Source organism: Mesorhizobium sp. B1-1-6 (genome assembly GCF_006443035.1).
GTDB lineage: Bacteria > Pseudomonadota > Alphaproteobacteria > Rhizobiales > Rhizobiaceae > Mesorhizobium.
In genome coordinates this window covers 44,862-71,159 of sequence record NZ_VFWR01000009.1, presented here as the reverse complement: position 1 = coordinate 71,159, position 26,298 = coordinate 44,862, and the positions used below count along the sequence as shown (strand labels likewise).

21 protein-coding genes and 1 pseudogene are annotated in these 26,298 nt (G+C 64.5%); 8 read left to right on the top strand and 14 right to left on the bottom strand.

Going from position 1 to position 26,298, the window contains the following annotated elements:
- Nucleotides 1-42: 42 nt before the first annotated feature.
- The 7 genes from FJ979_RS18810 to FJ979_RS18780 form a co-directional block, all read right to left on the bottom strand.
- Nucleotides 43-1,818 (bottom strand): ABC transporter ATP-binding protein, encoded by a 1,776-nt coding sequence (locus tag FJ979_RS18810; RefSeq protein WP_140491551.1) that lies wholly within the window; start codon nt 1,816-1,818, stop codon nt 43-45.
- A gap of 163 nt (nt 1,819-1,981) precedes the next feature.
- A complete protein-coding gene (locus FJ979_RS18805; protein WP_140491553.1) occupies nt 1,982-2,926 on the bottom strand; it encodes an acetamidase/formamidase family protein in 945 nt (314 codons plus the stop codon).
- Nucleotides 2,916-4,559 (bottom strand): ABC transporter substrate-binding protein, encoded by a 1,644-nt coding sequence (locus tag FJ979_RS18800; protein ID WP_140524279.1) that lies wholly within the window; start codon nt 4,557-4,559, stop codon nt 2,916-2,918. The genes FJ979_RS18805 and FJ979_RS18800 overlap by 11 nt, the downstream gene beginning before the upstream one ends.
- A 34-nt stretch (nt 4,560-4,593) precedes the next feature.
- A complete protein-coding gene (locus tag FJ979_RS18795; RefSeq protein ID WP_140491557.1) occupies nt 4,594-5,514 on the bottom strand; it encodes an ABC transporter permease in 921 nt (306 codons plus the stop codon).
- Nucleotides 5,511-6,377 (bottom strand): ABC transporter permease, encoded by an 867-nt coding sequence (locus tag FJ979_RS18790; protein WP_210241474.1) that lies wholly within the window; start codon nt 6,375-6,377, stop codon nt 5,511-5,513. Before FJ979_RS18790 ends, FJ979_RS18795 begins: the two co-directional genes overlap by 4 nt.
- 19 nt (nt 6,378-6,396) lie before the next feature.
- Complete coding sequence (locus tag FJ979_RS18785) at nt 6,397-7,014, bottom strand: ANTAR domain-containing protein (protein WP_140582754.1); 618 nt, start codon at nt 7,012-7,014, stop codon at nt 6,397-6,399.
- Complete coding sequence (locus FJ979_RS18780) at nt 7,011-8,105, bottom strand: transporter substrate-binding protein (RefSeq protein WP_140582751.1); 1,095 nt, start codon at nt 8,103-8,105, stop codon at nt 7,011-7,013. The genes FJ979_RS18785 and FJ979_RS18780 overlap by 4 nt, the downstream gene beginning before the upstream one ends.
- Nucleotides 8,106-8,453: 348 nt before the next feature.
- Here FJ979_RS18780 and FJ979_RS18775 point away from each other — a divergent pair, with 348 nt between their 5' ends.
- From FJ979_RS18775 to FJ979_RS18765, 3 genes and pseudogenes are all read left to right on the top strand, one after another.
- The gene (locus FJ979_RS18775; protein ID WP_140491565.1) at nt 8,454-9,308 is read left to right on the top strand and encodes a MetQ/NlpA family lipoprotein; all 855 of its coding nucleotides are present in this window, start codon (nt 8,454-8,456) and stop codon (nt 9,306-9,308) included.
- A gap of 73 nt (nt 9,309-9,381) precedes the next feature.
- A complete protein-coding gene (locus FJ979_RS18770; protein WP_140491567.1) occupies nt 9,382-10,470 on the top strand; it encodes a methionine ABC transporter ATP-binding protein in 1,089 nt (362 codons plus the stop codon).
- Nucleotides 10,451-11,106, top strand: a pseudogene (locus tag FJ979_RS18765) (methionine ABC transporter permease). Before FJ979_RS18770 ends, FJ979_RS18765 begins: the two are co-directional and overlap by 20 nt.
- A gap of 9 nt (nt 11,107-11,115) precedes the next feature.
- On the opposite strand, the gene FJ979_RS18760 reads toward FJ979_RS18765, so the two are convergent.
- From FJ979_RS18760 to FJ979_RS18745, 4 genes are all read right to left on the bottom strand, one after another.
- Nucleotides 11,116-11,691, bottom strand: a complete 576-nt coding sequence (locus tag FJ979_RS18760; RefSeq protein ID WP_246679338.1) for a Fic family protein — start codon at nt 11,689-11,691, stop codon at nt 11,116-11,118.
- Nucleotides 11,692-11,695: 4 nt separating this feature from the next.
- Nucleotides 11,696-11,902: a hypothetical protein gene (locus FJ979_RS18755; RefSeq protein WP_140491571.1), complete on the bottom strand. Its 207-nt coding sequence runs from the start codon at nt 11,900-11,902 to the stop codon at nt 11,696-11,698.
- A 105-nt stretch (nt 11,903-12,007) separates the two neighbouring features.
- Nucleotides 12,008-13,693, bottom strand: a complete 1,686-nt coding sequence (locus FJ979_RS18750; protein WP_140559095.1) for a hydantoinase B/oxoprolinase family protein — start codon at nt 13,691-13,693, stop codon at nt 12,008-12,010.
- A gap of 1 nt (nt 13,694) precedes the next feature.
- Nucleotides 13,695-15,779 (bottom strand): hydantoinase/oxoprolinase family protein, encoded by a 2,085-nt coding sequence (locus FJ979_RS18745; RefSeq protein WP_140524293.1) that lies wholly within the window; start codon nt 15,777-15,779, stop codon nt 13,695-13,697.
- A gap of 222 nt (nt 15,780-16,001) precedes the next feature.
- On the opposite strand from FJ979_RS18745, the gene FJ979_RS18740 reads away from it, so the two are divergent.
- The 5 genes from FJ979_RS18740 (at nt 16,002) to FJ979_RS18715 (ending at nt 22,600) form a co-directional block, all read left to right on the top strand.
- Nucleotides 16,002-16,829 carry a ferredoxin--NADP reductase gene (locus FJ979_RS18740; protein WP_140563719.1) on the top strand — a complete coding sequence of 276 codons (828 nt, stop codon included), beginning with the start codon at nt 16,002-16,004 and terminating at the stop codon, nt 16,827-16,829.
- Between the two features lie 207 nt (nt 16,830-17,036).
- On the top strand, nt 17,037-18,077 hold the full coding sequence (deoC, locus tag FJ979_RS18735; protein ID WP_140563721.1) for a deoxyribose-phosphate aldolase: 1,041 nt from the start codon (nt 17,037-17,039) through the stop codon (nt 18,075-18,077).
- A 223-nt stretch (nt 18,078-18,300) separates the two neighbouring features.
- Complete coding sequence (locus FJ979_RS18725; protein WP_140524297.1) at nt 18,301-20,673, top strand: aldehyde dehydrogenase family protein; 2,373 nt, start codon at nt 18,301-18,303, stop codon at nt 20,671-20,673.
- A gap of 179 nt (nt 20,674-20,852) precedes the next feature.
- A complete protein-coding gene (locus tag FJ979_RS18720; RefSeq protein WP_140514227.1) occupies nt 20,853-21,584 on the top strand; it encodes an SDR family oxidoreductase in 732 nt (243 codons plus the stop codon).
- 170 nt (nt 21,585-21,754) lie between these two features.
- Nucleotides 21,755-22,600 carry a fumarylacetoacetate hydrolase family protein gene (locus FJ979_RS18715; RefSeq protein WP_140514225.1) on the top strand — a complete coding sequence of 282 codons (846 nt, stop codon included), beginning with the start codon at nt 21,755-21,757 and terminating at the stop codon, nt 22,598-22,600.
- A 186-nt stretch (nt 22,601-22,786) separates the two neighbouring features.
- Here the strand turns inward: FJ979_RS18715 and FJ979_RS18710 are convergent, their stop codons facing one another.
- From FJ979_RS18710 to FJ979_RS18695, 3 genes are all read right to left on the bottom strand, one after another.
- Nucleotides 22,787-23,785, bottom strand: coding sequence for an ABC transporter ATP-binding protein (locus tag FJ979_RS18710; RefSeq protein WP_140514224.1), 999 nt, complete (start codon nt 23,783-23,785; stop codon nt 22,787-22,789).
- Between the two features lie 226 nt (nt 23,786-24,011).
- Nucleotides 24,012-25,073, bottom strand: coding sequence for a Gfo/Idh/MocA family oxidoreductase (locus FJ979_RS18700; RefSeq protein WP_140524301.1), 1,062 nt, complete (start codon nt 25,071-25,073; stop codon nt 24,012-24,014).
- A 241-nt stretch (nt 25,074-25,314) separates the two neighbouring features.
- Complete coding sequence (locus tag FJ979_RS18695) at nt 25,315-26,154, bottom strand: carbohydrate ABC transporter permease (protein WP_140524303.1); 840 nt, start codon at nt 26,152-26,154, stop codon at nt 25,315-25,317.
- Nucleotides 26,155-26,298: the final 144 nt, after the last annotated feature.

Sequence of the window (26,298 nt, the reverse complement as noted above, 5' to 3'; positions counted from 1 at the left end):
CCGCAGCAAGCGTCGGCGCCGCCCCACATGAGCAGCATACCCTCACCCCGCCACCAGGTGACCGCCTCCGACATCGCTCAGCGCCAGCCTCTGCGGGCTCTCGCCCAGCCTCCGCGTCGCACTCGGTATCTCCTGGTCCAGCCTTGCGAACCGGCTCCTGCGCTTCGCCGGATCGGGCACCGGCACAGCTTCGATCAGCCGCCTGGTGTAAGGGTGGCGCGGGTTGGAGAAAACCTGGTCGCGCGTGCCCATTTCGACGATCTGGCCGAGATACATGACGGCGACGCGGTCGGAGATGTTTTCGACTACGGCCATATCATGGGAGATGAAGAGGTAGGCGACGCCGAATTCGCGCTGCAATTCCTTCAACAGGTCGAGCACGCGCGCCTGCACGGAAACGTCGAGGGCCGAAACGCTTTCGTCGGCGATGATCAGCTTCGGCCTGAGCGCCAGGGCACGGGCGATGCAGACGCGCTGGCGCTGGCCGCCGGAGAATTCGTGGGGATAGAGCTCCATCTGGCCGGCCGACAGGCCGACACGCTCGAATAATGCCGCCACCCGCTCCCTGCGCTCTTCCTTCGAAGCGACGCCATGGATGACCAGCGGCTCGGCGACGAGATCGCCGACGCGCATGCGCGGGTCGAGCGAAGCGTAGGGGTCCTGGAAGATCATCTGCACGTCGCGGCGCACCGCCTTGCGCTCGTCGCGGCCGAGGCCCGACAGGTTGCGTCCGCCGATGACGATGTCGCCGGTATAAGGCACCAGTCCGGCCAGCGCCTTGGCGGTGGTCGACTTGCCGCAGCCGGATTCGCCCACCAGCGCCAGCGTTTCGTTGGGCGCGATCGAAAAGCTGACGCCTTCGACGGCATGGACGCGCCGGTTGACCCGGCCGAAGAAGCCGCCACGCAGGTCGAACCGGACATGCAGATCGGTGACATCGGCGACGTTCGCCGGCGCAACCGGCTCGGCAATCTCTTTCGATTTCTGGCGGCCGGCGCCAGTGCCGATGCGCGGCACGGCGGCGAGCAGCTCGCGTGTGTACTCGGCTTGCGGCCTGGCGAAAATGTCCGATGTCTTGCCTTCCTCGACCATGCGGCCATGCCGCATGATGATGACGCGGTCGGCCATTTCGGCGACCACGCCCATGTCGTGGGTGATGAGGATGACGCTGGTGCCGTGCTGGCGCTGCAGGTCGCGCAGCAGTTCCAGAACCTCGCCCTGCACGGTGACGTCGAGCGCAGTCGTCGGCTCGTCGGCGATCAGCACGTCGGGTTCCAGCGCCAGCGCCATGGCGATCATCACCCGCTGGCGCATACCGCCGGACAGCTCATGCGGAAACTGTTTCAGCCGGCTTTCGGCTTCCGAAATGCGCACTGCCTTCAACGCCTCGCTGGCGCGGCTTCGGGCCTCGGCGGGCGAGAGGCTGGTATGCGCCTCGATGGATTCGGTGAGCTGGCGGCCGATCGACAGCACCGGGTTCAGCGAGGTCATCGGCTCCTGGAAGATCATGGCGATGCGGTCGCCGCGGATGCGGCGCATCCGGCGCTCGTCGAGCGCTGTGAGATCGGTGTCGCCCGCATCCCCGCCAAGAAGGCGGATCGTGCCCGAAGATATGCGCGCGGCGGGCCGCGGCAGTAGTTGCATGATCGCCAGCGCGGTCATCGATTTGCCGGAGCCGGATTCGCCGGCGATGCAGAGCGTCTCGCCGCGTGAAAGCGTCAGAGAGAGGTTGGAGACGACGTCGCGCTCGCCGTCCTCGCCACGCACGGAGACGGAGAGATTGGCGATGTCGAGAATGGTTTCGGTGGCTGATGTCATTGCAGACGCAAACCTGCAAGGGATTTATTCTGTGGCGCCCCCCACCCGGACCTTCGGTCCGACCTCCCCACAAGGGGGAGGTAGGGCGCCAGTTTTTTACTCTCCCCCTTGTGGCGAGGGTCGCTGCGAAGCAGCGGGGTGGGGGTGCAGCGCCGACCGAACATCATTCGAACACGCAGCGCGGGAAGTAGAACGACACCACCCAGTTCGGCATGTCGACGATCTCGCTGATCCTGAGATCGCCACAGACCGAGGCCAGCATATAGGCCTCGACCGGATCGATCTGGTAACGGCCGGCGAGCAGGTCGATCATCTGGGCGACCGCCTCTTTCGCGCCGGTCATCAGGTCCGGGCCGATGCCCGTGGTCACCTCGTAACCCTTGGTGTCGAGGTGGCGCGTCACCGGGCCGGGCGTGGTGAAGCGCGGCATCTTCAGCCTGGCGTCCTTGACAAGGTCGAGCTTGAGCACGACGTCCATCGGGCTTTCGATCGCCGTGCCGCAGACCTCGCCATCGCCCTGCGCGGCATGCGTGTCGCCGACCGAAAACAGCGCGCCGGCCACCTCCACCGGCAGATAGAGCGTTGTGCCGGCGGCGAGGTCGCGAATGTCCAGATTGCCGCCGACGCGGCGGGGCGGCACCACCGAGTGATGGCCCATCTCGCCCGGCGCGTTGCCGATGGTGCCGGCGAAGGGTTTCAGCGGCACGCGGCCGTTCTTGCCGAACAAGGCCGGCTCCAGCGAGGCGGCATCGTATTTCCAGATGTTGAGCGCCGGCTGCTTGAAGTCGTCGGCGAGCAGGCCGAAACCTGGAATGTTCGCCGTCCAGCCGAAGCCGGACGGTTTGAACATCTCGATCGTCACCTTCAGCGCGTCGCCCGGCTCGGCGCCCTCGACGAAAATCGGCCCGGTGACAGGGTTGATCCCGGCGAAGTCGAGCTTGGCGATGTCGGCGACGGTGCTGTCGGGCTTGAGCTGGCCACCGGAGGAATCGAGGCACTGAAACTCGATGGTCGAGCCGGGCGCCACGCGCTGCGCCGGGGCAAAGGAATTGTCCCAGCCGAAATGGTGATGGCGTCCGTGGATGGTGTAGTCGCAGTTATTGCACATCTTTTACGTACACATTGTCGTAGTTGATCGGGATATGGACCGGGTCGACATAGAGGTTGTCGGCGCCGCCCATGCGCGCGGACTTCATGGTGAAGCGCTGCTCGTTGAAGACCGGCGCCCAGGGCGCGTCCTCCATCACCTTGTCGTAGATGGCGCTCCACATCTTGTCGCGCTCGCCTGATTTGGCTGGGTCGACCACCGAGTCGGCCTCGGCCGCCTTGGCGTCGAGGTCCTTGTTGCAATACCACGACCAGTTCCAGCCGCCAGGCACCGCGCCGGCGCAGCCGAGGATCGGACCGTAGAAGTTCGATGGGTCCGGGAAGTCGGCGATCCAGGCCATGCCGCCCGACCAGATCATCGGCGCGCCGGCCTTGTCGCCGCCGGCGGCGATGACGTTTGCCTGGGCGAGCGACTGGATGCTGGCCTTGATGCCGATCGCCGCCAAATCCTGCTGGATCGCCTGCGCGATGCGCGGATTGGGATCGGTGTTCATGGCGAAAAGCTGCGTCTCGAAGCCGTCGGGATGGCCGGCTTCGGCCAGCAGCGCCTTGGCCTTGGCGACGTCATAGGGATAGCCCTTGTACGCCTTGTCGTAGCCCGGCATCGACGGCGGCAGCGGCTGGTTGGCCGGCACGGCGCGGTTGTTGATGATCTGCACGACGCGCGCCTTGTTGATCGCCATGTTGACCGCCTGGCGCACCTTCACATTGTCGAACGGCGCCATGGTGGTGTTCATGGTGACGTAGCCGGTGTGCAGTTGCCCGCCCTCCACGACGCGCGCCTTCTGCTCGGGATCGGCCATCACCTCCTGGAACTTGGCCGGCGGAATGCCGTCGCCGGGCACGTCGATCTCGCCCTTCTGAAGGCGCAGCAGCGCCACGATCGGCTCCTGGCCGATTTCGAAGGTGATCTTGTCCAGATGCGGCAGTCCCTTATGCCAGTAGTCCGCGTTGCGCTCGAAGACGATGCGCTGGCCGAGCGTCCACTCCGCGAGCTTGAAGGCGCCGGTGCCGACCGGATGCTTGCCGAAATCGGCGCCGTATTTCTCGACCTCTTCCTTCGGCACGACATGCGAGAAGTTGATGGCCATGACATGCAGGAAGGTGGCGTCGGGCCGGGTCAGCTCGAACTTGACGGTATAGGGGTCGACCACGGTGACACCCGATAGTGTCTCCGCCTTGCCGGCGGCGACATCGTCATAGCCCTTGATCGAGCCGAAGAAGCCGGCGCCGGGGCTCTGCGTCTTCGGGTTGGTGACGCGGTCGAGCGAGTATTTCACGTCCTCGGCGGTCATTTCGCGGCCATTGTGGAATTTCACACCATGGCGCAGCTTGAAGGTGAAGGTCTTGCCGTCGGGCGAGATCTCGTAGCTTTCGGCGAGATCGGGCTTGAGGTTCGTGGTACCCGGCTCGTAGTCCATCAGCCCGTCGAACAGGCTCTTGATCATCGACCAGTTCTGCCAGTCATAGCCGATCGCCGGGTCGAGGGTCGCGACATCGTCCTTGTAGGTGATGGTGATGGCGCCGCCCTGCTTGGCGTTGGGATCGATAGTGTCCTCGGCGCGGACGCTCGTCATGCCGAGCATCAGCGCCAGCGCCGATGCGGCCACGGTTGATGCGAGAAGCTTTTTCATTGTTATGTTCCCTTTCTCTGTTGGTTTTCTGGTTTCATCTGAGCTTGATGCGGGGATCGATGAACGGGGCGATGATGTCGGCCAAGAGATTGCCGAGCACGATGGCGAAGGCCGACACCAGCGTGACGCCCATGATGATCGGAATGTCGACGCGCTGGATCGCCTGCCAGGCGAGCTGGCCGATGCCTGGCCAGCCGAACACGCTTTCGACCACCACGATGCCGCCCATGAAGATGCCGATGTCGATGCCGATCATGGCGATGACCGGCAGGATGGCATTGGGGAGCGCATGGCGGAACAGGATGGCGCGGCGCGCAAGGCCCTTGGCGCGCGCGGTGCGCACATAATCCTGGCGGAGCACGTCGATCATCGAGGAGCGCATCATGCGCGCGTACCAGCCGGCGCCGAGTATGCCCATGGTGAGCGAAGGCAGCACCAGATGGCGCCAGGTGCCGTAGCCGCCGATCGGGAACCAGCCGAGCCGCACGGCGAACACGTAGAGCAAAAGCAGGCCGACGACGAATTGCGGCGCCGAGACGCCGACGAAGGAGGCGACCATCAGCGTCTGGTCGGTGGCGGTGCCGCGCTTGACGGCGGCGATCAGGCCCATCGAGAGCCCGATCAGCAATTCGCACAGGATGGCGCCGACCATCAGGAGCAGGCTAGCCGGCAGCCGCGAGACGATAAGCTCGGTGACCTCGGAGCGCTGGATGTAGGAGCGGCCGAGATCGCCGCTGGCGAGCTTCGTGAGATAGTGCCAGTACTGGACGACGAAGGGCTGGTCGAGGCCGAGCTGCTGGCGGATGTTCTCGACCGTCTGCGGCGTGGCGCTGCGGCCGGCGATCTGGCGCACCGGGTCGGCAGGCAGCAAATAAAGCAGCGCGAAGGTGATAAGCGAGACGCCGAGCAGGATGAGCAGCGACTGGATCAGGCGGCGGCCGAGATAGGCGATCATGCGCGGCCCCTTTGCGTCGGATCGAGGATGTCGCGCAGCGCGTCGCCGATCAGGTTGAAGGCCAGCGCCAGCGCCAGGATCGCCGCACCCGGGAAGAACACCAGCCAGGGCGCCGCCTGGAAGTAGGTCTGGTTCTCGAAGATGATGTTGCCCCAGGAGGCCGTCGGCGGCTGCACGCCGATGCCCAGGAAGGAGAGCGTCGCTTCCAGCAGCACCGTGGTCGAGATGCCGAGCGTGCCCCAGACGATGATGGTGGGCAGGAGATGCGGCAGGATGTGGCGAAACAGGATGCGCGGCGCGCTCGCCCCGATGGTGCGTTCGGCGTCGATGAACTCGCGTTCGGCGAGCGAGGAGGTTTCGGTATAGATGACACGCGCGGTCTGCACCCAGTTGACCAGCGCGATGACGAGAGCGACGATCCAAAGACTTGGCTCGAACACGGCCGCGAGACAAATGGCGAGCAGCAATGCCGGAAACGCCATCATCAGATCGGTGAAGCGCATGAGAGCACTGCCGATCCAGCCGCGGAAATAACCCGCCGTGACGCCGACCAGCGTGCCGATCAACAGCGCCACGCCATTGGCGGCGATGCCGATGATCAGCGAGGTGCGGGCGCCGTAGAGAATGCGGGTCAACAGGTCACGGCCGAGCAGGTCGGTGCCCAGCCAGAATTTTGCGCCGGGCGGCAAGGGCGAGCCTTCCAGCGTCAGCCCGTCGAACATCTGCTCATTCGGATCATAGCCGGTCAGCCAAGGCGCAAGGATCGCGCCGGCGAGGACGATGGCGACGATAACCAGGCCAAGCACTGCCAGGCGGCGTTTGACCAGCCGGCGCCAGACGCCGGCGCGCGGCTTGACCGGCATGCGTGCGGCCGCCGGGAGGTCAGGCGCGATAGGACTGGTCATCGCCGCCTTCCTCACCCGTTACTTCCTCATTGGTCATTGCCACGATGCGGCGCGCCGCATCCTCGACACTGATCTGCCAGCTCATCGCCAGCGAGCGCAGCTGCGCATAGGCGCGATCGTCATCGGTGCCTTTCGAAAGTGCCGCGACGGCGCGCACGATGGTCTGGCGTTCCGCGACACGCTGACGCAGCGAGGCGATCTCGCCGGCCAAATGTTTTCGCGCCTCGAAACTCTGCCTTGCGATCAGCAGCGCGCTGTAGACGCCGGCGGTGCCGACCGGCTTCAGGAGCTGCGCGTCGGCCTTGTGCGACAGCGCCCATTCGATGCGTCCGGGCGCCTCCGAGCCGATCAGCGCCACCAGCGGCATCGGCGCCTCGCCGGCCTTCCACGGGAATTGCTCGTCGAAACCGAGATCGGCGTCGAAGAACACGAAATCGGCAGCCAGCGCTTCGGGCGGCAGTTCGGGCCAGCAGTCGACGGTGACCAGGCCGATGGCGGACAACTGCCTGGTGATGGCCTGCACGGTCGGGTGCGGGCGATGCAGGATGAATGCCCTGGCGCCGCCGAGATTCGGGATGCGCGATGGCTTGGTCACGACACCACCCTCAGGCGCGGCCGGCCGAATGTTTTGGCCGGGTCATAGCGTGACAGATACGGGTCCGCCGCGACCTCGTGCTGCCGGCTGACGACCTCGAAGAAGCCGTCGGCGATCCGGCCGATGATTACCGGCAGCGTTGCGTGCTGGGAATGAGCGTCGATAGCAATCGGGCCGAGCCGGGTGGAGAAGCGCCGTTCGGCGAAGGCCTTGGAAAATTCCGCCGGACCGGCGTCGGGATCACGCGAGAGCACGTCGGCCATCACTTGCACGGAGGCATAGGCGGAGGCCTCGAAGGACGAGGCGAAGGCCGCCGGGCGAGGCGCGAAATACGGCCCGACCGACAAATGCCCCTTGCCGGTTTCGCCGATCGCCGGCAGCTCACCCTCGGTGAGGTTGCAGGAGATGACCGGGCACACCTCGGGGCTGAAGGCCGAGTCCTCAACGCCCAGGTCGCGGTAGGCCGCCAGGAAGGCGTAGGAGGAGGTGCCGATCAGGTTGTTGAGGACGAAGTTCGGCCGCGTCGCCCGGATCTCGGCGATCAGCCGCGACACGTCGGTCTCGCCTATGCGCAGATAGCGCTCGCCCAGAACCTTGCCGCCGGCATCCGCGATCAGGTCGCGCGCCACGCGGTTCATCTCCCAGCCCCAGATGTAGTTCGAGCCGAGCAGGAAGCCGTTGGCGCCGAAGCGGGGCACGACATGGGCCATCAGCGGCACCAGATGCTGGTTTGGGCAAGCGTGCATGTAGACGACGTGCTCGTTGGCCTCGAAGCCTTCATAGGGGCAGGCGTACCAGAGCATGCCGCCGGCTTTTTCCAGCACCGGAATGGTCTCCTTGCGGCTCCAGGAGGTGACGCAGCCGACCACGTGGCGGGCGCTGCTGGTCTTGAAGATGTCCTCGCACAGCGTCGCATAGCGATCGGCATTGCTCTGCGGGTCACGCTCGACGGGCACCAGTTCGATACCCGAGCCGCGGTCGGCATTGATGTCGGCGATGGCGCGCATGGCGCCCATCCGGCACGCATCGGAGACGAGCTGATAGCTTCCCGAGCGGGAATAGAGGATGCCGATCTCGATACGCCGTTTCAAACAGATCCCCAAAATAACAATGCCCCGCAGCCACCGCCGGAGGGCGAGGCATACGAGGCATTCTTGCCGCCCGGCGATCAGGGCCGGTATTTTCAGCCTAAACTATTCCGTGCCACCACGCAGTCAAGCGGGAAAGTGCAAGCGTTAGTTCAGCCGCGGCGCTGCGGCCCGTTTGGCGCGGCGGCTAGGCTGCCGTGCTCGCCGTTCAGAAAATTTTGAGAGAATATTCCGGGCTTCCGGGCGAACCGGGGAACGCGGTTCTTTGATAATATCCCTAGAGTTTCTGATGATCTGGACAAGGCTTGGCGTTCCGCCGGGCTTGTGACTTCGCAACCGCAGAGATCCATCATGTCCGATTTCAGGAACACCTTGTCGTCTTCCCTCTCGTCATATTTCAACCGCCGCGCGGGTCTTGGCTTGCTTTTCGCTTCGGCGGTCGCGGTCGCCGGGCTGATTGCGCCCAGCGCTTCGTTCGCCGAGGACAAGAAGGCGATCAAGGTCGGCATCATCAGCGGTGAGGACGAGGATGTCTGGCGGGTCGTCGTCGCCCAGGCGGCGCAAAAGGGCCTCAGCATCGAGACCGTGGTGTTCAACGATTACACCCAGCCCAACGAGGCGCTGGAGCGCGGCGAGATCGACGCCAATGCCTTCCAGCACCAGCCCTATCTCGACAACCAGATCAAGACACAGGGCTACCACATCGTGCGCGTCGGCTATACCGGCGTCTGGCCGATCGGCCTCTACTCCAAGAAATATACGAAGATCGCCGACCTGCCCGAGGGCGCGGTGATCGGCGTACCGAACGATCCCTCCAATGAAGGCCGGGCGCTGCGCGTGCTGCAGAACGAGGGCGTGATCAAACTGAAGGACGGCACCGGCATTCTCGCCACCACCGCCGACATCGCGGAAAACCCGAAGAAGGTCGAGATCAAGGAGCTTGACGCCGGCATTGTCGGCCGCTCCGTCGAGGATCTCGATGCCGCCGTGGTCAACACCGACTGGGCGCTGAAGAGCGGCCTGACACCGGAAAACCGTATCGCGCAGGAGCCTATCGCCGACAACCCCTACCGCAACTTCATCGCGGTCAAGGTTGGCAATGAGAACGAGCCCTGGGTGAAGACGCTGGTCGCCTCCTACCAGAACGAGGCGGTGAAAGCCGAGTTCGACAAGGTCTACAAGGGCACCGGCCTCAGCGCCTATTGAGGCTGTTAGTGCATTTGATATGAAAAGGCGGTCCGCGCGGTGCGCGGGCCGCGATCGTATTCGGGATCCGCGCATGAACCAGCATTTCTCAGCAACCGCAGAAGCCATGGAGGGCACAGGCCCACCGCCGCAAGACGTGGTGCGGCTCGTCGACCTGAAGCGTCGCTTCGGCGCGACGGCGGCACTCGACGGCATTTCGCTGACGGCGCGCAAGGGGGAGATCCTCGGCATCATCGGACGCAGCGGCGCCGGCAAATCGACGCTGATCCGCTGCCTGAACGGACTGGAGCGGCCGGATTCCGGCGAGGTTTTCATCGAAGGCCGCGAGATCAGCCGGCTCGGCGAGCGCGACCTGCAGCCGCTGCGGCGGCGCATCGGCATGATCTTCCAGCATTTCAACCTTTTGTCGGCCAAGACCGTCGAGGACAATGTGGCGCTGCCGCTCAAGATCGAGGGCCGCCCGAAGGCGGAGCGGCTGCGCCGCGCCGCCGAACTGCTTGAACTGGTCGGCCTGTCGGAGAAGGCAAAGGCGTATCCGGCATCGCTGTCGGGTGGGCAGAAGCAGCGCGTCGGCATCGCCAGGGCGCTGGCCGCGCGGCCGGCGCTGCTGTTGTCGGATGAAGCCACCTCCGCGCTTGACCCGGAGACGACGCGGTCCATCCTCGCCTTGCTGAGGGACATCAACCGGCAGCTTGGCCTGACCATCCTTTTGATCACCCATGAGATGGAGGTGATCCGCTCGATCGGCGACCGCGTGGCGGTGATCGACGCCGGGCGCTTCGTCGAGCAAGGCCCGGTCTGGTCGGTGTTTGCCGAGCCGCGGTCGCCGATCACGAAAAGCCTGCTTGGCGCCATCCGGCCGCAACTGCCGGCCGAGCTCTTGGCCCGGCTGCTGCCCGCGACCGGCGCGGAGACGATCCTGCGCGTGGATGTGGCCGGGGAGGCCGCGCAAAGCCCGCTCTTGTCCGATCTCGCGACGCTCGTGCCTGGCACGTTCCGCCTCGTCCATGGCGGCATCGACCATATCCAGCAGCAGCCGGTGGGCACACTGTTCCTGTCTGTCCCCGGCAGCGATGCAAGCCATCTCGCGCGAGTGATCGCATTCCTGAAATCGCGCCAGGCGCGGGTGGAGGTGCTTGGCCATGTCGCCGATCCTGTTTGAGCTTCTGCTGCGGTCGATCTGGGAGACGGTGCTGATGACGGCCGCTTCCGGCCTCATCTCGCTGGTTTTCGGCCTGCCGCTTGGTCTCGCCTTGATCGCCACCGAACGCGGCGGCATCGCCGAAGCCTGTGGGTCAACCGCGTGCTCGGCGCAGTCATCAACGGCTTCCGGTCGGTGCCGTTCATCATCCTGTTGGTGGCGCTGATCCCGGTGACGCGGCTGATCGTCGGTACCTCGATCGGCACCTGGGCGGCGATCGTGCCGCTGTCGATCGCCGCCACGCCCTACTACGCGCGCATCGCCGAAGTGTCGCTGCGCGAGGTCGACCATGGCCTGATCGAGGCGGCGCGCGCCATGGGCGGCAACCGCTGGACGATCATCCGCGAGGTGCTGGTGCCGGAAGCGCTGCCAGGCATCGTCGCGGGCTTCACCGTGACGCTGGTGACGCTGGTCGGCGCCTCCGCCATGGCCGGCGCGATCGGCGCCGGCGGCCTCGGAGACCTCGCCATCCGCTACGGCTACCAGCGGTTCGAGACGTCAGTGATGATCGCCGTGGTGATCGTGCTGATCATCCTGGTCTGCGGCATCCAGTGGGTGGGCGACCGGCTGGTGGCGAAGCTGGACCGGAGGGGGTGAGCGGCTGAGCTACGCGATGATGTCTTCGATAAGCGTTTGAAGCGGCGCCTCGGAACCACCGAAGCTGTCAATCATCGCCTGAATAACGCGATCTCGCTCCAGGATATCGGCGTTGAATGTGAAGCCCGCATGTTCAGCAAGCATCGCAAGGAAGGTGAGTTGGGTACGGCCGTTGCCTTCGCGAAAAGGATGAACGGCATTGACCTCCGCAACGATGTGGGCCACGTGCCTCGCAAAACCGAGGCTGTCTAGGTCTGCCAAGGAGTCGGGGTCGCCAAGTTCACGGAACACCCGAACCATCTCGCTGGCGATGTGCTCGGGAGAGCAAAACCAGCTGCCACCCTTGCCGATCCGGATGGTGCGCGGCTGACCGGCCCAAGCATACACGTCTTGGAACAGGTGCCGATGCAGGTGGAGATAGTGACGGTAGTCGAGTTCGCCTGCCGGAAGGGGCTCGTCCGCGCGAGTCAGGAACAAGGCGAGCTCGACCTCATCGAGCTCTGCCTGCTCGCGGATATCAAGCAGATTCATAAGCACGGTCGTGCCGGGGTAGCAGAGTGGATCGAACTCGGCAGCGTAGACCAACGGCCTATTTCTTTTTGCGGATTTCTTCTTTGATCAGCGAGCGCCGCTCGTCACCGGACAACCCTTGCCGCACACTATGGTTGAGTATTTTCGCCATGCGGGACGACAACTTCATACCTTCGACAGCGCTGATTTTCTCGCCATGCGCTCTCGTCAGCACGAAATGACCCGTCTTGGCTGAGCGGCCGGTTCTTGAATTAAGATACTTCATTCGCAAATCATATCATGGACCCGCAGGAGAGGCCAAAACGATTTCCGAGCAAGCCGGACCAGGCCGCGGCCTTACTCCTCCGGGTCGAACAAGGCGCCAGCGAGTTCATGCGGCGCCGAACAAATCCCTGGCCTGTTCAGCCGTATAATAACCAAGCCTGACGTCCTGAGCCACCAGTTCCGGATCGCGCTCACGCGGATCGCCGTAGCCGCCACCACCCGGCGTACCGACGCGGACGCGGTCACCGGCCTTGAGCGCGATGTCCTGCTCCTTGGAGAGGTGCGGCGGCACATGTTCCTTCCCGTCGCGGATGACGGCCACCGTGTTGGGCTCGCCATCCCGGCCGCCGAGCGCGCCTTGCGGGCCGAAGCGGCCATGGTCCATGACAAAGGAGGCGCGGGCTTCTCCACGCAGGATCTCGACCTCGTAGGCAAGGCCAAAGCCGCCGCGATGTTTGCCGGCGCCGCCCGAGCCCTCGCGCAACGCATAGTGACGGTAAAGCACCGGAAAGGCCTGCTCCATGATCTCGACCGGCGGCGACTTGGAGATGCCGATGGTCGAGCAGCCATTGGTCAGCCCGTCATGGCCGGCATTGCCGCCATAGCCGCCACCAGAGATCTGGTACATGACATAGTCGCGGCCGCGCGCCGGATCGTTGCCGCCGAGCGCGAAATTGCCGCTGGAGCCGGCGGGCGCCGCCGTTACCTTGTCGGGCAGCGCCTGCACCATGGCCGCGAACACCGCCTCGGCGATGCGCTGCGACACTTCCGCGGCGCAGCCCGAGACCGGGCGGGGATATCTGGCATCCAGGAAGGTACCCTCCGGCCGCTTGACCTCGAGCGGCTCGAAGGCGCCGGCGCTGATCGGCACATCGGGGAAGATATGGCGCATGGCGAGATAAACCGAGGACAAGGTGGTCGCCAGCACGCTGTTCATCGGCCCCGCGCAGGGCTTTGACGAGCCGGCGAAATCGAAAATCAGGGTGTCGCCCTTCTTCTCGACGGCGAGCGCGATGGTCAGCGGCTCGTTGACCACGCCGTCGGAATCGACGAAGGCCTTCGAGCGGTAGGTCCCGTCGGGAATGGCCGCTATGTTGGCGCGCATCTGCTCGGCGGCGCGGCGGCGCAGTTCTGCGATCGCCTCGACAACAGTTTCGTCTCCGTAACGATCCAGAATTCCATTGAGCCGATCCTGGCCGATCAGCAGTGCGGCAGCCTGCGCCCTGATGTCGCCGATGCGCTGGTCGGCGACGCGGATGTTCGAACAGATGATGGCGTAGATCTCCGGGTCGAGTACGCCTTTCTTGAACAGTTTGACCGGCGGCAGCCGCAAGCCTTCCTGCTCGACCGCCGTCGCCGAAGCCGAGAAGCCGCCGGGCACCGAGCCGCCAATGTCGGGCCAATGGCCGGTGTTGGAAAGCCAGCAGAAAATCTTGCCGTCCCGGTAGACCGGCATGACGAAGCGTACGTCCATCAGATGCGTGCCGCCGAGATAGGGGTCGTTGACGATGTAGATATCGCCCGGCTCCGGAGCCAGGCAGCGGCCGTCGGCAATCATCTCGATCACCGTCCTGGTCGAATATTGCATGACGCCGACGAATACCGGCAGGCCCTGGCTGCCTTGCGCGATCAGCGAGCCGTCGACGGCCGAATAGATGCCGTCGGAGCGGTCATTGGCCTCGGCGATGACAGGTGAGAAGGCGGCGCGGGAAAAGGTCAGGTCCATCTCATCGCAGACCTGCTGCAGGGCTGCCTGGAGAACCGAGAGCGTGATGGCGTCGAGCTTTTGCATCTCAGGCCTCGCCAATGTCGATGATGATGTTGCCGTCGGCGTCCGAGCGGGCACGGTCGCCGGGTTCGAGCACCGTGGTAGCGTCCATCTGTTCGAGGATCGCCGGCCCTTCGATGATCACATCGAGCGGCAGTTCTTCGCGTGCGTATACGGGCGTGTCATGCCAGCGCCCGCTGTACCAGACCGGCCGGATCTCGCGCCGGGCCTCGTCGAGCGTCTTTGCCCGCCCGGCGGGGTCGATCAGCCGCGACAGATCGATCGCCGGCCTGACACCCGTCACCGAGGTGTTCAAGTTGACCAGATTGGCGCGGATTTCCGGCAGCTCGACCTTGAAGCGCGCGAAATAGGCCTTTTCGAACAGCGCCTGCAGCTCCTGCCGGGTCACCGACGAGGACGGCAGCGGCACGTTGATGATGTGGGTCTGGCCGACGAACTGCATGTCGGCGGAATGGGTGACGCGGATGGTCTGCGGTTTCACCGCCTCCTTGGCGATCAGCTCCTCGCCTTCGTTTCGATGCCGTTCCAAAACCCGATGGAGCTGGCTTTCATCAAGAACGCCTACCGGCCGGTTGATGGTGTTGACGAAATCATGGCGCAGATCGGCGACGACGCAGCCGAGCGCATTGGTGATGCCGGGCCGTGCCGGCACCAGCACCCGGGGCAGTCCAAGTTCGCGCGCCAGAGCGGTGGCGTGCAGCGGGCCGGCGCCGCCGAAGGCGAACAGCGCGAAATCGCGCGGATCGTGGCCGCGCGACACCGACACCATGCGGATGGCGCCGGCCATCTTCATGTTGCCGAGCCTGAGCACCGCGCCGGCTGCTTCGACGCCGGACAAGCCCGTCGCCTTGCCGATCCTGTCGGCGAAAATGCCGGTGACACGCTCTGATGTGACCGGATTGTCGACGGCAAGCAGCTTCTTCGACGCCAGCCGGCCGAGCACCAGATTGGCGTCGGTGATGGTCGGCTGCAGGCCGCCGCGGCCGTAGCAGATCGGGCCTGGATTGGCGCCGGCACTTTCCGGGCCGATCTGGATCAGGCCTGCCGCGTCGACGCGCGCGATCGAGCCGCCGCCGGCGCCGACCGTGTGCACCGCCACCATCGGCACATGGATGGGCATGGCGTATTCGATCTCGATCTCGTTCGAAACCGCCGGTTCGGCGTTGCGGATCAGCGCCACGTCGGTCGAGGTGCCGCCCATGTCGTAGGTGACGAGATTTTCGAAGCCGGCGCGCTTGCCCGTGTAGGCGGCGGCGATGACGCCCGAGGCCGGGCCGGACATCACGGTCTTGGCCGATTCACGTGTGACGAAGCGGGCCGAGATCATACCGCCATTGCCGTTCATGATCAGGAAGTCGCGGGCGTAGCCTTTGTCGGCGAGTTCCTTGCGCAGCCGCTCGACATAGCGCTCGAGGATCGGCTGCACCGAAGCGTTGACCGAGGCGGTGACGCCGCGCTCGAATTCGCGCGCTTCCGACAGCAGCGCATGACCCGCGGTGATGTAGTCGTTCGGCCAGAGTTCGGCGGCGATCTCGGCGGCGCGCCGCTCGTGCGAAGGGTTAGCGTAGGAATGCAGGAAGTGGATGACCAGGGATTCGCAGCCGGCATCGATCAGCGCCTTCACCGCCTCGCGCATTTCGGCTTCGTCGAGTGGCATGCGTACCGCTCCCGACGCCTCGACGCGCTCGGACACTTCGAGCCGCAGGTTGCGCGGGATGACCGGAACAAAGGTGCCGGTCATGCCATAGGGCTGCGGCCGCGTGCGCCGGCCGAGCTCGATCACGTCGCGAAAGCCGCGCGTGGTGATCATGCCGGTCTTCGCCAGCCGGCGTTCGAGCACCGCGTTGGTGGTTGTCGTCGTGCCATGCACGATAAGATCGATGCCGTCGATCGGAAAGCCGGTGGTATCGAGTGCCGAAACGACGCCGAAGGCCTGGTTGTCGACGGTCGTGGGCGTCTTGGCGATATGTACCCGCCCGCCATCCTTGCCATCAATCAGAAGCAGATCGGTGAAGGTTCCGCCGACGTCGATGCCGGCGACGACACTGCCCAGGGAATCCGGCGGCTGCACCGAAAAATTCTCTTTCATTGTCGAAACCCGAAATGCTGGGACTACGGATATGTCACAGTTTGGAAAGGTGTTTTACGGCGGCATCTTGACGCAAATATCGTTTGTATACTAATAAATTCCGGACACAAGAGCTTACCGCTTTGGAGTGTGCGAGCAGCACGCCGGAACCTGAACGGTCCGGGCGCGCAGGAATAAGGTTTGGCGCCCGCGTTCGTGAGTTGGGCCAGAAGGTTGGATTTGATGAACACCACATCCGCGTTCAACACCGCCGGCGCCCGCCCGCTGCAATTTCCGATTCCAGCCAATGTCTATGCCGAAACCGTGGTCTCGGTGAAGCACTACACCGACCGGCTGTTCTCGTTCCGCATCACCCGTCCGCAGTCGCTGCGCTTCCGTTCCGGCGAATTCGTCATGATCGGCCTGCCCAATGCCGAGAAGCCGGTGTTCCGCGCCTATTCGGTGGCCAGCCCGGCCTGGGACGAAGAGCTGGAATTCTTTTCCATCAAGGTACCGGACGGCCCCCTGACCTCGGAGTTGCAGAAGATCCAGGTCGGCGACACCGTCATCATGCGCCAGAAGTCGACCGGCACGCTGGTGGTCGACGCGCTGACGCCGGCCAAGCGGCTGTTCATGATCTCCACCGGCACCGGCATCGCGCCCTTCGCCAGCCTGCTGCGTGACCCTGACACTTATGAAAAATTCGAGCAGCTGATCCTGACCCACACCTGCCGTGACAATGCCGAGCTGACCTATGGCCAGGAACTGGTGGCGACGCTCGAAAGCGACCCGCTGATCGGCGAACTGACCGGCGGCCGTGTCACGCTCTACAACTCCACGACCCGCGAGGAGTCGGCGCGCATGGGCCGTATCACCGCGCTCATCGGCTCCGGCAAGTTCTACGCCGACCTCGGCATCGAGAAGCTCAATCCCGAGACCGACCGCATCATGATCTGCGGCTCGATGCATATGCTAAAGGACGTCAAGGAAATGGCCGAGAGCCTCGGTTTCCAGGAAGGCTCGCTCAGCCATCCCTCGACTTTTGTCGTCGAGCGCGCCTTCGTCGGCTGAGGCCTGCTCTTCCCGGCGATCGACCTTTTGACCTTCTGGTCAAAAATTAGCTGCTTTCGCGGCCTTTTTCAGCTATCCCTCGCTTGAGGACTCGTGAAGCGCGGCTTCGCGGGCTATCTTCGTGCGTGTCGCCCAAAAGTGCCGAGCGGTTTGGGAAGACGATACACACCAAGACATAGGCGCAGTCGCTGAGTGAAAGGGCAGGAGATGAGCAGCACAATCCGCGAGGCCGAGGCCAAGGTGATGCCGCTGCCGGCGCGCGCCGCCGCCAACACCGCCCTCCCGCTGGATCATCGCATCGCGCGCAATCCCGGCATGAAGCTCGACCTCGGCTTTCTGGAGTCGGTGCGCAGCGTCAACCGCTCGGCGCTGGAACGGCGCGTCGCCAGCCTGACCAAGCGGCGCTCGATCAAGGCCGACGACCAGGCGGCCTGGCTGCTGCGGGCGATAGCCTGCATGGACCTGACGACGCTCAACTCGAACGACACGGAAGAGCGCGTGCGCCGGCTTTGCGCCAAAGCGATCAATCCGCTGCGCCGCGACATCGCCGAGGGCCTGGGCATTGCGGGCGAACCCATCCGCCCGGCCGCCGTCTGCGTGTATCATCCGTTCGTCGCCACCGCGGTCGACGCCGTGCGCGGCACCGGCATCCATGTCGCCGCCGTCTCCACCGCCTTCCCGCATGGTCTTGCGCCACTGTCGACCCGCCTCCAGGAGATCGAGGCCTCGGTGCGCGACGGCGCCGACGAGATCGACGTCGTCATCCCGCGCGGCCTGGTGTTCGGGGCCAAATGGCGCGAGCTCTACAACGAGATCGTCTCGATGCGCGCTGCCTGCGGCGATGCGCATCTGAAGGTCATTCTCGGCACCGGCGACCTCGCCACGCTGCGGAATGTGATGCTGGCCTCTATGGTGGCAATGATGGCGGGCGCCGATTTCATCAAGACCTCGACCGGCAAGGAAAGCGTCAACGCCACGCTGCCCGTCGGCCTTGCCATGGTGCGCGCCATCAGGGCCTATTTCGAGGAAACCGGCTATCTCATCGGCTTCAAGCCGGCCGGCGGCATTTCTACCGCCAAGGTGTCGCTCGACTGGCTGGTGCTGATGAAGGAAGAACTCGGCCGGCCGTGGCTGGAACCGGATCTGTTCCGCTTCGGCGCCTCGAGCCTGCTGACAGACATCGAGCGGCAACTCGAACATCACCTGACCGGGCACTATTCGGCCAATCACCGCCACGCGATGGCTTGAGTCAGGGCTCGAACGTGGAGCCCTACGGCGCCCCCCTCTGTCCTACCGGACATCTCCCCCACACGGGGGGAGATCACGCGCTTCCTTGTTTTCGTCCATTTTCAACGTCGCAAGGGCAGCGACACGCTGAAACTGCCAATCTCCCCCCTTGTGGGGGAGATGTCCGGCAGGACAGAGGGGGGCGCGACAGAGCGCTTGCCGAGGCAATTATCTGGAGGGCCCCATGAACATTCTCGAACGCTATCACGCCATGGAATACGGTCCGGCGCCGGAAGCCCGCAACGAGGCCGACGCCTGGCTTGCCGCGCGCGATTTTTCCAAGGCATTGTTCATCGACGGCACCTGGAAGGCGGCTGGCGGCGGCAAGACCTTCGAGACCAGCGAGCCTTCTTCCGGCAAGCTGCTGGCCAAGGTCTCGGATGCCGGAGCCGCCGACATCGACGCCGCGGTCGCGGCGGCCACCAAGGCGCTGCCGAAATGGTCGGCCTCCTCGGGCTATACCAGGGCAAAAGTGCTCTATGCCATCGGCCGCGCCATGCAGCGCCACCAGCGCCTGTTCGCGGTGCTTGAGACAATCGACAATGGCAAACCGATCCGTGAGAGCCGCGACATCGATGTGCCATTGGCGATCCGCCACTTCATCCATCACGCCGGCTGGGCGCAGGCGCTGGACAAGGATTTCCCCGGCCACAAGGGCGTCGGCGTCGTCGGCCAGATCATCCCTTGGAACTTTCCGCTGCTGATGCTGGCCTGGAAGATCGCGCCGGCGCTGGCCGCCGGCTGCACGGTGGTGCTGAAGCCGGCCGAGTTCACGCCGCTGACAGCCATCCTGTTCACCGAAATCTGCGAACGCGCCGGCGTGCCGAAAGGCGTCGTCAACATCGTGCAGGGCGGCCCGGAAGCGGGTGCGGCCATCGTCAACCACCCCGGCATCCAGAAGATCGCCTTCACCGGGTCTTCGGAAGTCGGCAAGATCATACGCAAGGCTACCGCCGGCTCGGGCAAGAAGCTGTCGCTGGAGCTTGGCGGCAAGTCGGCCTTCATCGTGTTCGAGGATGCCGATCTCGACAGCGCCGTCGAAGGTCTGGTCGACGGCATCTGGTTCAACCAGGGACAGGTCTGCTGCGCCGGTTCGCGGCTGCTGGTGCAGGAGGGCATCGCCGACGCCTTCATCGCCAAGGTCAAGGTCAGGATGAGCCGGCTGCGCGTCGGCAGCCCACTGGACAAGAACACCGATATCGGCCCGCTGGTCGATCTGACGCAGCTCGATCGCGTCAAGGGCCTGGTCGCCGAGGGCGCAAAACAGGGGGCGGTCTGCTGGCAGCCGGATGCGGCGCTGCCCTCATCCGGCTATTACCATCTGCCGACCCTCGCTACCGGCGTTTCGCCGGCTAATATTCTCGCCCAGGAAGAAGTATTCGGCCCCGTTCTGGCGACCATGACGTTCCGCAACACCGAGGAAGCGATCGAGCTCGCCAACAACACCCGCTATGGCCTTGCCGCTTCGGTGTGGAGCGAAAACGTCAATCTTGCCTTGCACGTCGCGCCGCAATTGAAAGCGGGTGTCGTCTGGGTCAACGGCACCAATATGTTCGACGCCGCCTGCGGCTTTGGCGGCTACCGCGAGAGCGGTTTCGGCCGCGAGGGCGGGCGCGAAGGCATGTTCGAATATCTCACGGCAAAGCTGCCGCTTGGCCCGGTCATCAAGCCGGCGGCAGCCTCGACACAACCGGTCGAGCAGGCCGATGGCACAGCAATCGACCGGACGGCAAAGCTGTTCATCGGCGGCAAACAGGTCCGGCCGGACGGCAACTACTCGCTGGCGGTTGTCACCGCCAAGGGCAAGCTTGCCGGCGAAGTCGGCTTGGGCAACCGCAAGGATATACGCGATGCCGTCTCCGCGGCGCGGGCCTGCAAGAGCTGGCCGGAGGCGACCGCCTACAACCGCTCACAGGTGCTCTACTATCTGGCGGAAAACCTCTCCGGCCGGGCGGAGGAATTCGCTTCACGCCTCGTCCAGCTCACGGGCGCGACCGCCAAGGCGGCACGCGAGGAGGTCGACCAGTCGATCGAGCGGTTGTTTCTCTATGCCGGACTTGCCGACAAGTTCGAGGGGCGCGTGCACCAGCCGCCGGCACGGGCGGTGACGCTGGCATTGCATGAGCCGGTTGGCGTCGTCGGCATCGTCGCGCCCGACAGTCAGCCGCTGCTCGGGTTCATCTCGCTGGTCGCGCCGGCGCTGGCAATGGGCAACACGGTGGTCGCGGTGCCTTCGGAGCGCCATCCGCTGCTCGCCACCGACTTGTATCAGGTCATCGAATATTCCGACGTGCCTGCCGGCGCCATCAACATCGTCACCGGCCGCACGGCCGAACTTGCCGGCGTGCTGGCCAAGCATGACGATGTCGATGGGCTCTGGCTGTTCGCCGATGCCGACACCTGCGCCAAGGCGGAGGTCGAGTCCGTCGGCAACCTCAAACGTATCTGGAGCGGCAATGGCCGTAGCCTTGACTGGGCCTCGGAAGAAGCCGCTGGCGATGCTTTGCTGCGCCGCGCCGTCGAGGTGAAGAACGTCTGGGTGCCCTACGGCGACTGACGTTCCATGCTGTCACAATGGAGATCGGGTTCGGGCTTGACGCTCGGGCTTATGTTCTTTAACGAGAAAAAACATCTTTATCTGTGAACTGACAGAGCAGGCCACATCATGGCCTGTGACTGGCACATGACGCCTTCGCAGGCCGCCGATAAAGGCAGTTAACCCAGGAGGAGAACAGCATGGCGGATCTGGCAGGCAAGGTCGTCGTCATCACGGCAGCGGCGCAAGGCATCGGCAAGGCAAGCGCGCTCGCCTTCGCCAAGGCAGGAGCTACCGTCCATGCCACCGACATCAACGAAACGCTGCTGGCGGAACTCGCCAAGACTGCCGGGATCAAGACACGCAAGGTCGACGTGCTCAATGACGAGGCGGTCAACACCGCCTTCGCCGGGATCGGCCGCGTCGACGTGCTGTTCAACTGCGCCGGTTTCGTCCACTCCGGCTCAATCCTGGAGATGAAGGACAGCGATCTCGATTTCGCTCTCAACCTCAACGTTCGCGCCATGATCCGCACCATCCGCGCCGTGCTGCCCGGCATGCTGGAGCGCGCAGACGGGTCGATCATCAACATGGCCTCGCTGGCGAGTTCGCAGAAGGGCGTGCCGAACCGTTTCGCCTATGGCGTCACCAAGGCTGCGGTGATCGGCCTGACCAAGGCAGTCGCGGCCGACTATGTCGGCAAGGGCATACGCTGCAACGCCATCTGCCCCGGTACGGTCGAGAGCCCGTCGCTGCAGGATCGCATGCACGCGCAGGGCGATTATGAAGCCGCGCGCGCCGCCTTCATCGCGCGCCAGCCGATGGGCCGGCTCGGCACGCCGGAGGAAATCGCCGATCTGGCCGTCTATCTGGCCGGCGCCACCTACACATCCGGGCAGGCCTACAATATCGATGGTGGCTGGTCGATCTGACCGGATCGAGGAGTCTGAAAATCCCGCTCACCGGCGATCACTATATGGTGTCCGCGCTTGCCCTGGATCAGGCCGGTGGTACGGTCCGCCGGCTTGCCCCAACGGGAGCCATTCGTTTCGGTGAAGAGTTTGCAAAAGGCCGCGAGGCCGCAACCAGGAGAAGGGTCTAAATGAAACTGCTGCGCTATGGCGAGGTGGGGAGCGAACGCCCCGGCCTGCTCGATGCGGATGGGACGATCCGCGACCTCTCCGCCCATGTCGCCGACATTGCCGGCACCACGCTTCACCCGGCCTCGCTGGAGATGCTGTCCAAGCTCGACGCAAAGTCGCTGCCGGCGGTTTCCGGCAAGCCGCGGCTCGGTGCCTGCGTTGCCGGCACCGGCAAGTTCATCTGCATCGGCCTCAACTATTCCGACCACGCCGCCGAGACCGGCGCCACCGTGCCGCCGGAGCCGATCATCTTCATGAAGGCCAGCTCGGCCATCGTCGGACCGGACGATGACGTGCTGATCCCGCGCGGCTCGGAAAAGACCGACTGGGAGGTCGAGCTCGGCGTGGTCATCGGCAAAACGGCAAAATATGTCAGCCAGGCCGATGCGCTCGATTATGTCGCCGGCTACTGCGTCGCGCACGATGTCTCCGAGCGCGCCTTCCAGGCCGAGCGCCAGGGCCAATGGACCAAGGGCAAGAGCTGCGACACGTTCGGCCCGACCGGCCCATGGCTGGTGACCAAGGACGAGGTCTCGGATCCGCAGAACCTGAAGATGTGGCTGACCGTCAACGGCAAGACCATGCAGAACGGCTCGACGAAGACCATGGTCTACGGCGTCGCCTATCTTGTGTCCTATCTCAGCCAGTTCATGTCGCTGCATCCCGGCGACATCATTTCGACAGGCACGCCGCCCGGCGTTGGATTGGGCATGAAGCCGCCGGTGTTCTTGAAGGCCGGCGACGTGGTGGAGCTGGGCATCGAAGGGTTGGGCCAGCAGAAGCAGACGTTCAGGGCTGACGCATAACTTTCACAAGTCGCGCCGCCCCTCATCTGGCTGCCGCCATCTTCTCCCCGTAAAACGGGGAGAAGGACGCTGTCGTTGCTGCTTTCGCCAATCGCCGGCGCTGGAGCTATCTTCCTTCTCCCCGTCACTATACGGGGAGAAGGTGCCGGCAGGCGAATGAGGGGCAGCGCCAACTATGTTGCGATACTACTTCAGCACCTTCCCATCCGCGCCAAACCGATAGGTCTTCGCCGGATCCGGCGTTGCATAAAGTGTCGCCCCCGGCTCGGCGTCATAAACACCGAAAATGCGCACGGTGATCAGCCCGGCCTTCTCGCAGTCGAGATAGAGATTGGTGTCGGCGCCGAGGTGCTCGGCATGCACGACCGTGCCTTTCCAGGCGCCGGATTTCGGGTCGACAGTCAGATGCTCCGGCCGCACGCCGATGCTCTTGGCGGTTTCCCCAAGCCTGGCGCCGTCGATGAAGTTCATCTTCGGCGAGCCGATGAAGCCCGCGACAAATTCGTTCGCCGGCGAATTGTAGAGTTCCATCGGTCCGCCGATCTGCTCGATTTTCCCGGCATTGAGCACCACGATCTTGTCTGCCAGCGTCATCGCCTCGACCTGGTCGTGGGTGACGTAGATCATCGTCGCCTTGAGGCGGCGATGCAGCTGCGCGATTTCCAACCGCGTGTTGACGCGCAGTGCCGCGTCGAGATTGGACAAAGGCTCGTCGAACAGGAACAGCTTTGGCTCGCGCACCACGGCGCGGCCGATGGCGACGCGCTGGCGCTGGCCGCCGGAGAGTTCCGCGGGACGCCTTTCCAGATAGGGCTCAAGCGACAGCATGGACGAGGCGATGCCGATGCGGCGCTCGATCTCGGGCGCCGGCGTGCCGGCCTGCTTGAGGCCAAGGCCCATATTGTTCTTCACCGTCAGGTGCGGATAGAGCGCATAGGTCTGGAACACCATGGCGATGCCGCGCTTGGCCGGCGGCGTGGCCGAGACATCCGCGCCATCGATGACCACCCGGCCCGAGGTCGAATCCTCCAGCCCGGCGATCACCCTCAGCAAAGTCGACTTGCCGCAGCCCGAGGGGCCGACGAAGACGACGAATTCGCCATCCGTCACCTCGAGGTCGATGCCCTTCAGCACCTCGACCGGGCCGAAGGCCTTCTTCACATTCTCGATCTTCAGCGAGCCCACGGCAGTCCTCCAAATTGATGAGTGGGCGCCAGGGCGCCTCCCTCTGTCCTGCCGGACATCTCCCCCTCAACTGGGGAGATTGGCAGCTTTGACGCTGAAACACTCTTTTTGACGTTTGTGATCGGCGAAGGCCATGCCGACAGCTGATCTCCCTCCTTGAGGGGGAGATGGCCGGCAGGCCAGAGGGGGGCGCCGTAGACCGCAACCCCTGCCGCTAGCTCCCTTTTCACAATCGCACCGCCTTCCCGCTGCGCACGCTCTCGTCGGCGGCAAGGCAGACGGCGAGCGATTTCACGGCGTCGTCCATATGGCGGGTGAGATCGATATCCTCGCGGATCGCCTTGAGGACAAAAGCCTGTTCGAGATCGCAGAGATCCTGGTGGCCGGGTTCGCCCTCCATCGACAGCATCTCGTCTGGCTTGGCGAACTTGCCGTCCGCGCCGGTTTTCGCACTGTGCAGGCGGATGGTCGACGTCTTGGTGTGAGTGTCGATGTCGTCGGACTTAACGCCTTCCTTCATGACGATCGACACGCAGCCCGTCGGCGAGATGACATCTTTGACAAAGAACGCGGTCTCCGAAATCATCGGTCCCCAGCCGGCCTCGTACCAGCCGACCGAGCCGTCATCGAACAGCACCTGGAGGTGGCCGTAATTGTACATCGTGGGCGCCACCTCCTCGGTCAGCCGCACGCCCATGCCGCGCACCTCGACCGGCCTGGCGTCGGTGATCTGCAGCATGACGTCGAGATAATGCACGCCGCAGTCGACGATCGGCGAGGTCGTGCGCATCAATTGCTTGTGCGTCTCCCAGGTATGGCCAGAGGACTGCTGGTTGAGGTTCATGCGGAAGACATAAGGGCCGCCGAGCTTGCGCGCCTCGGCGATCAGCCTGATCCAGGACGGGTGGTGGCGCAGTATGTAGCCGATCACCAGTTTCCTGCCATTGGCCTTGGCGGCCGCGACGACGCGCCTGGCGTCGGCCACCGTCGTCGCCAGGGGCTTTTCGACGAAGACATGGCAGCCGGCCTCGAACGCCCTCACCGCATAGTCGGCGTGGCTGTCGGAATAAGTGGCTATGCAGGCGACATCGGGCTTTTCGTCGCGCAGCGCATCGTCGAAGGAGCGCCTGATGCCGTAGCCCGACAGCCCATTCGGCAGCGGCACGTCGGAGCGGTTGATCAACGCGGCGATCTCGAAGCCCGGATTGGTGTGATAGGCGAGCGCATGGCTGCGGCCCATATTGCCGAGGCCGGCGACGACGACGCGAAGGGGCGTTTCAGAGTTCACCGAGCTGCTCCAGATATCCTGATTTCTCTTGAGAGGGTGTCACCCCACCCGGCGCTACGCGCCGACCTCCCCATCGAGGGGAGGTAGGACGTCGGCGTGACCCCCGCCACGCTCAAAGAGGCTTCTCCGAAACGTGTCCCTTGGCCGTCGTGAATGAAGCCGTGACCTTCGACCTCCCCATCATGGGGAGGTCGGCGCGAAGCGCCGGGTGGGGTGAAGGCTCCAACAGAGATTTGTCCGCTCACTTGACGGCTCCTGACGTGATGCCGCGGATCAGCTGCCGCGAGAAGATGACGTAGAGGATCAGCACCGGCATGATCGCCAGCGAGAGCGCGGCCAGGATGGCGTTCCAGTTGGTGACGAACTGGCCGAGAAAGAGCTGCGCGCCGAGCGTCACCGTCTTGGTCTCTTCCGACGGCGCCAGGATCAGCGGGAACCACAGATCGTTCCAGATCGGGATCATGGTGAAGACGGCGACTGTCGCCATCGATGGCCGCACCAGCGGCAGCACCAGCCGGAAGAAGATGGTGTATTCCGACAGGCCGTCGATGCGGCCGGCGTTCTTCAGATCGTCCGACACCTGCCTCATGAATTCCGACAGAATGAAGACGGCCAGCGGCAGGCCTTGCGCGGTGTAGACCAGGATCAGCGCCGTCAGCGTGTTGACCAGCCCGCTCGCCACCATCAATTGCAGGATGGCGACGGTGGCCAGCCGGATCGGGATCATGATGCCCAGCGCCAGATAGAGGCCCATCAGCGTATTGCCGCGAAAACGGTATTCCGACAGGGCGAATGCCGCCATGGCGCCGAACAGCAGCACGAAGAACAGCGAGGCGACGGTGACGACGAGGCTGTTCTGGAAATAGTGGATGAAATCGCCCTGGCCGATCACCGTGGTATAGCCGATCAGGTCGAAGGTCTTTGGCGTCGGCGGTGTCAGCGGCGCGCCGAATATGCCGGCGCGGGATTTGAACGAATTCATGATGACCAGGATCACCGGGAACAGCGCGATCGCCGTGTAGGTCAGCAGGATCGCATGAGCGCCGATCGTGCGGGGCAGCGAACGGGTGGCGGTGCTCATTGGATGGTCTCCTGAGGAGCTACTTTGCCGAGGAACAGCACCCAGCCACCCCCCTCTGGCCTGCCGGCCATCTCCCCCGCAAGGGGGGAGATTGGCAGCTTTGGCGCCGACACATCTCCTGCATCGCTGGTGGCTGGCGAAGGC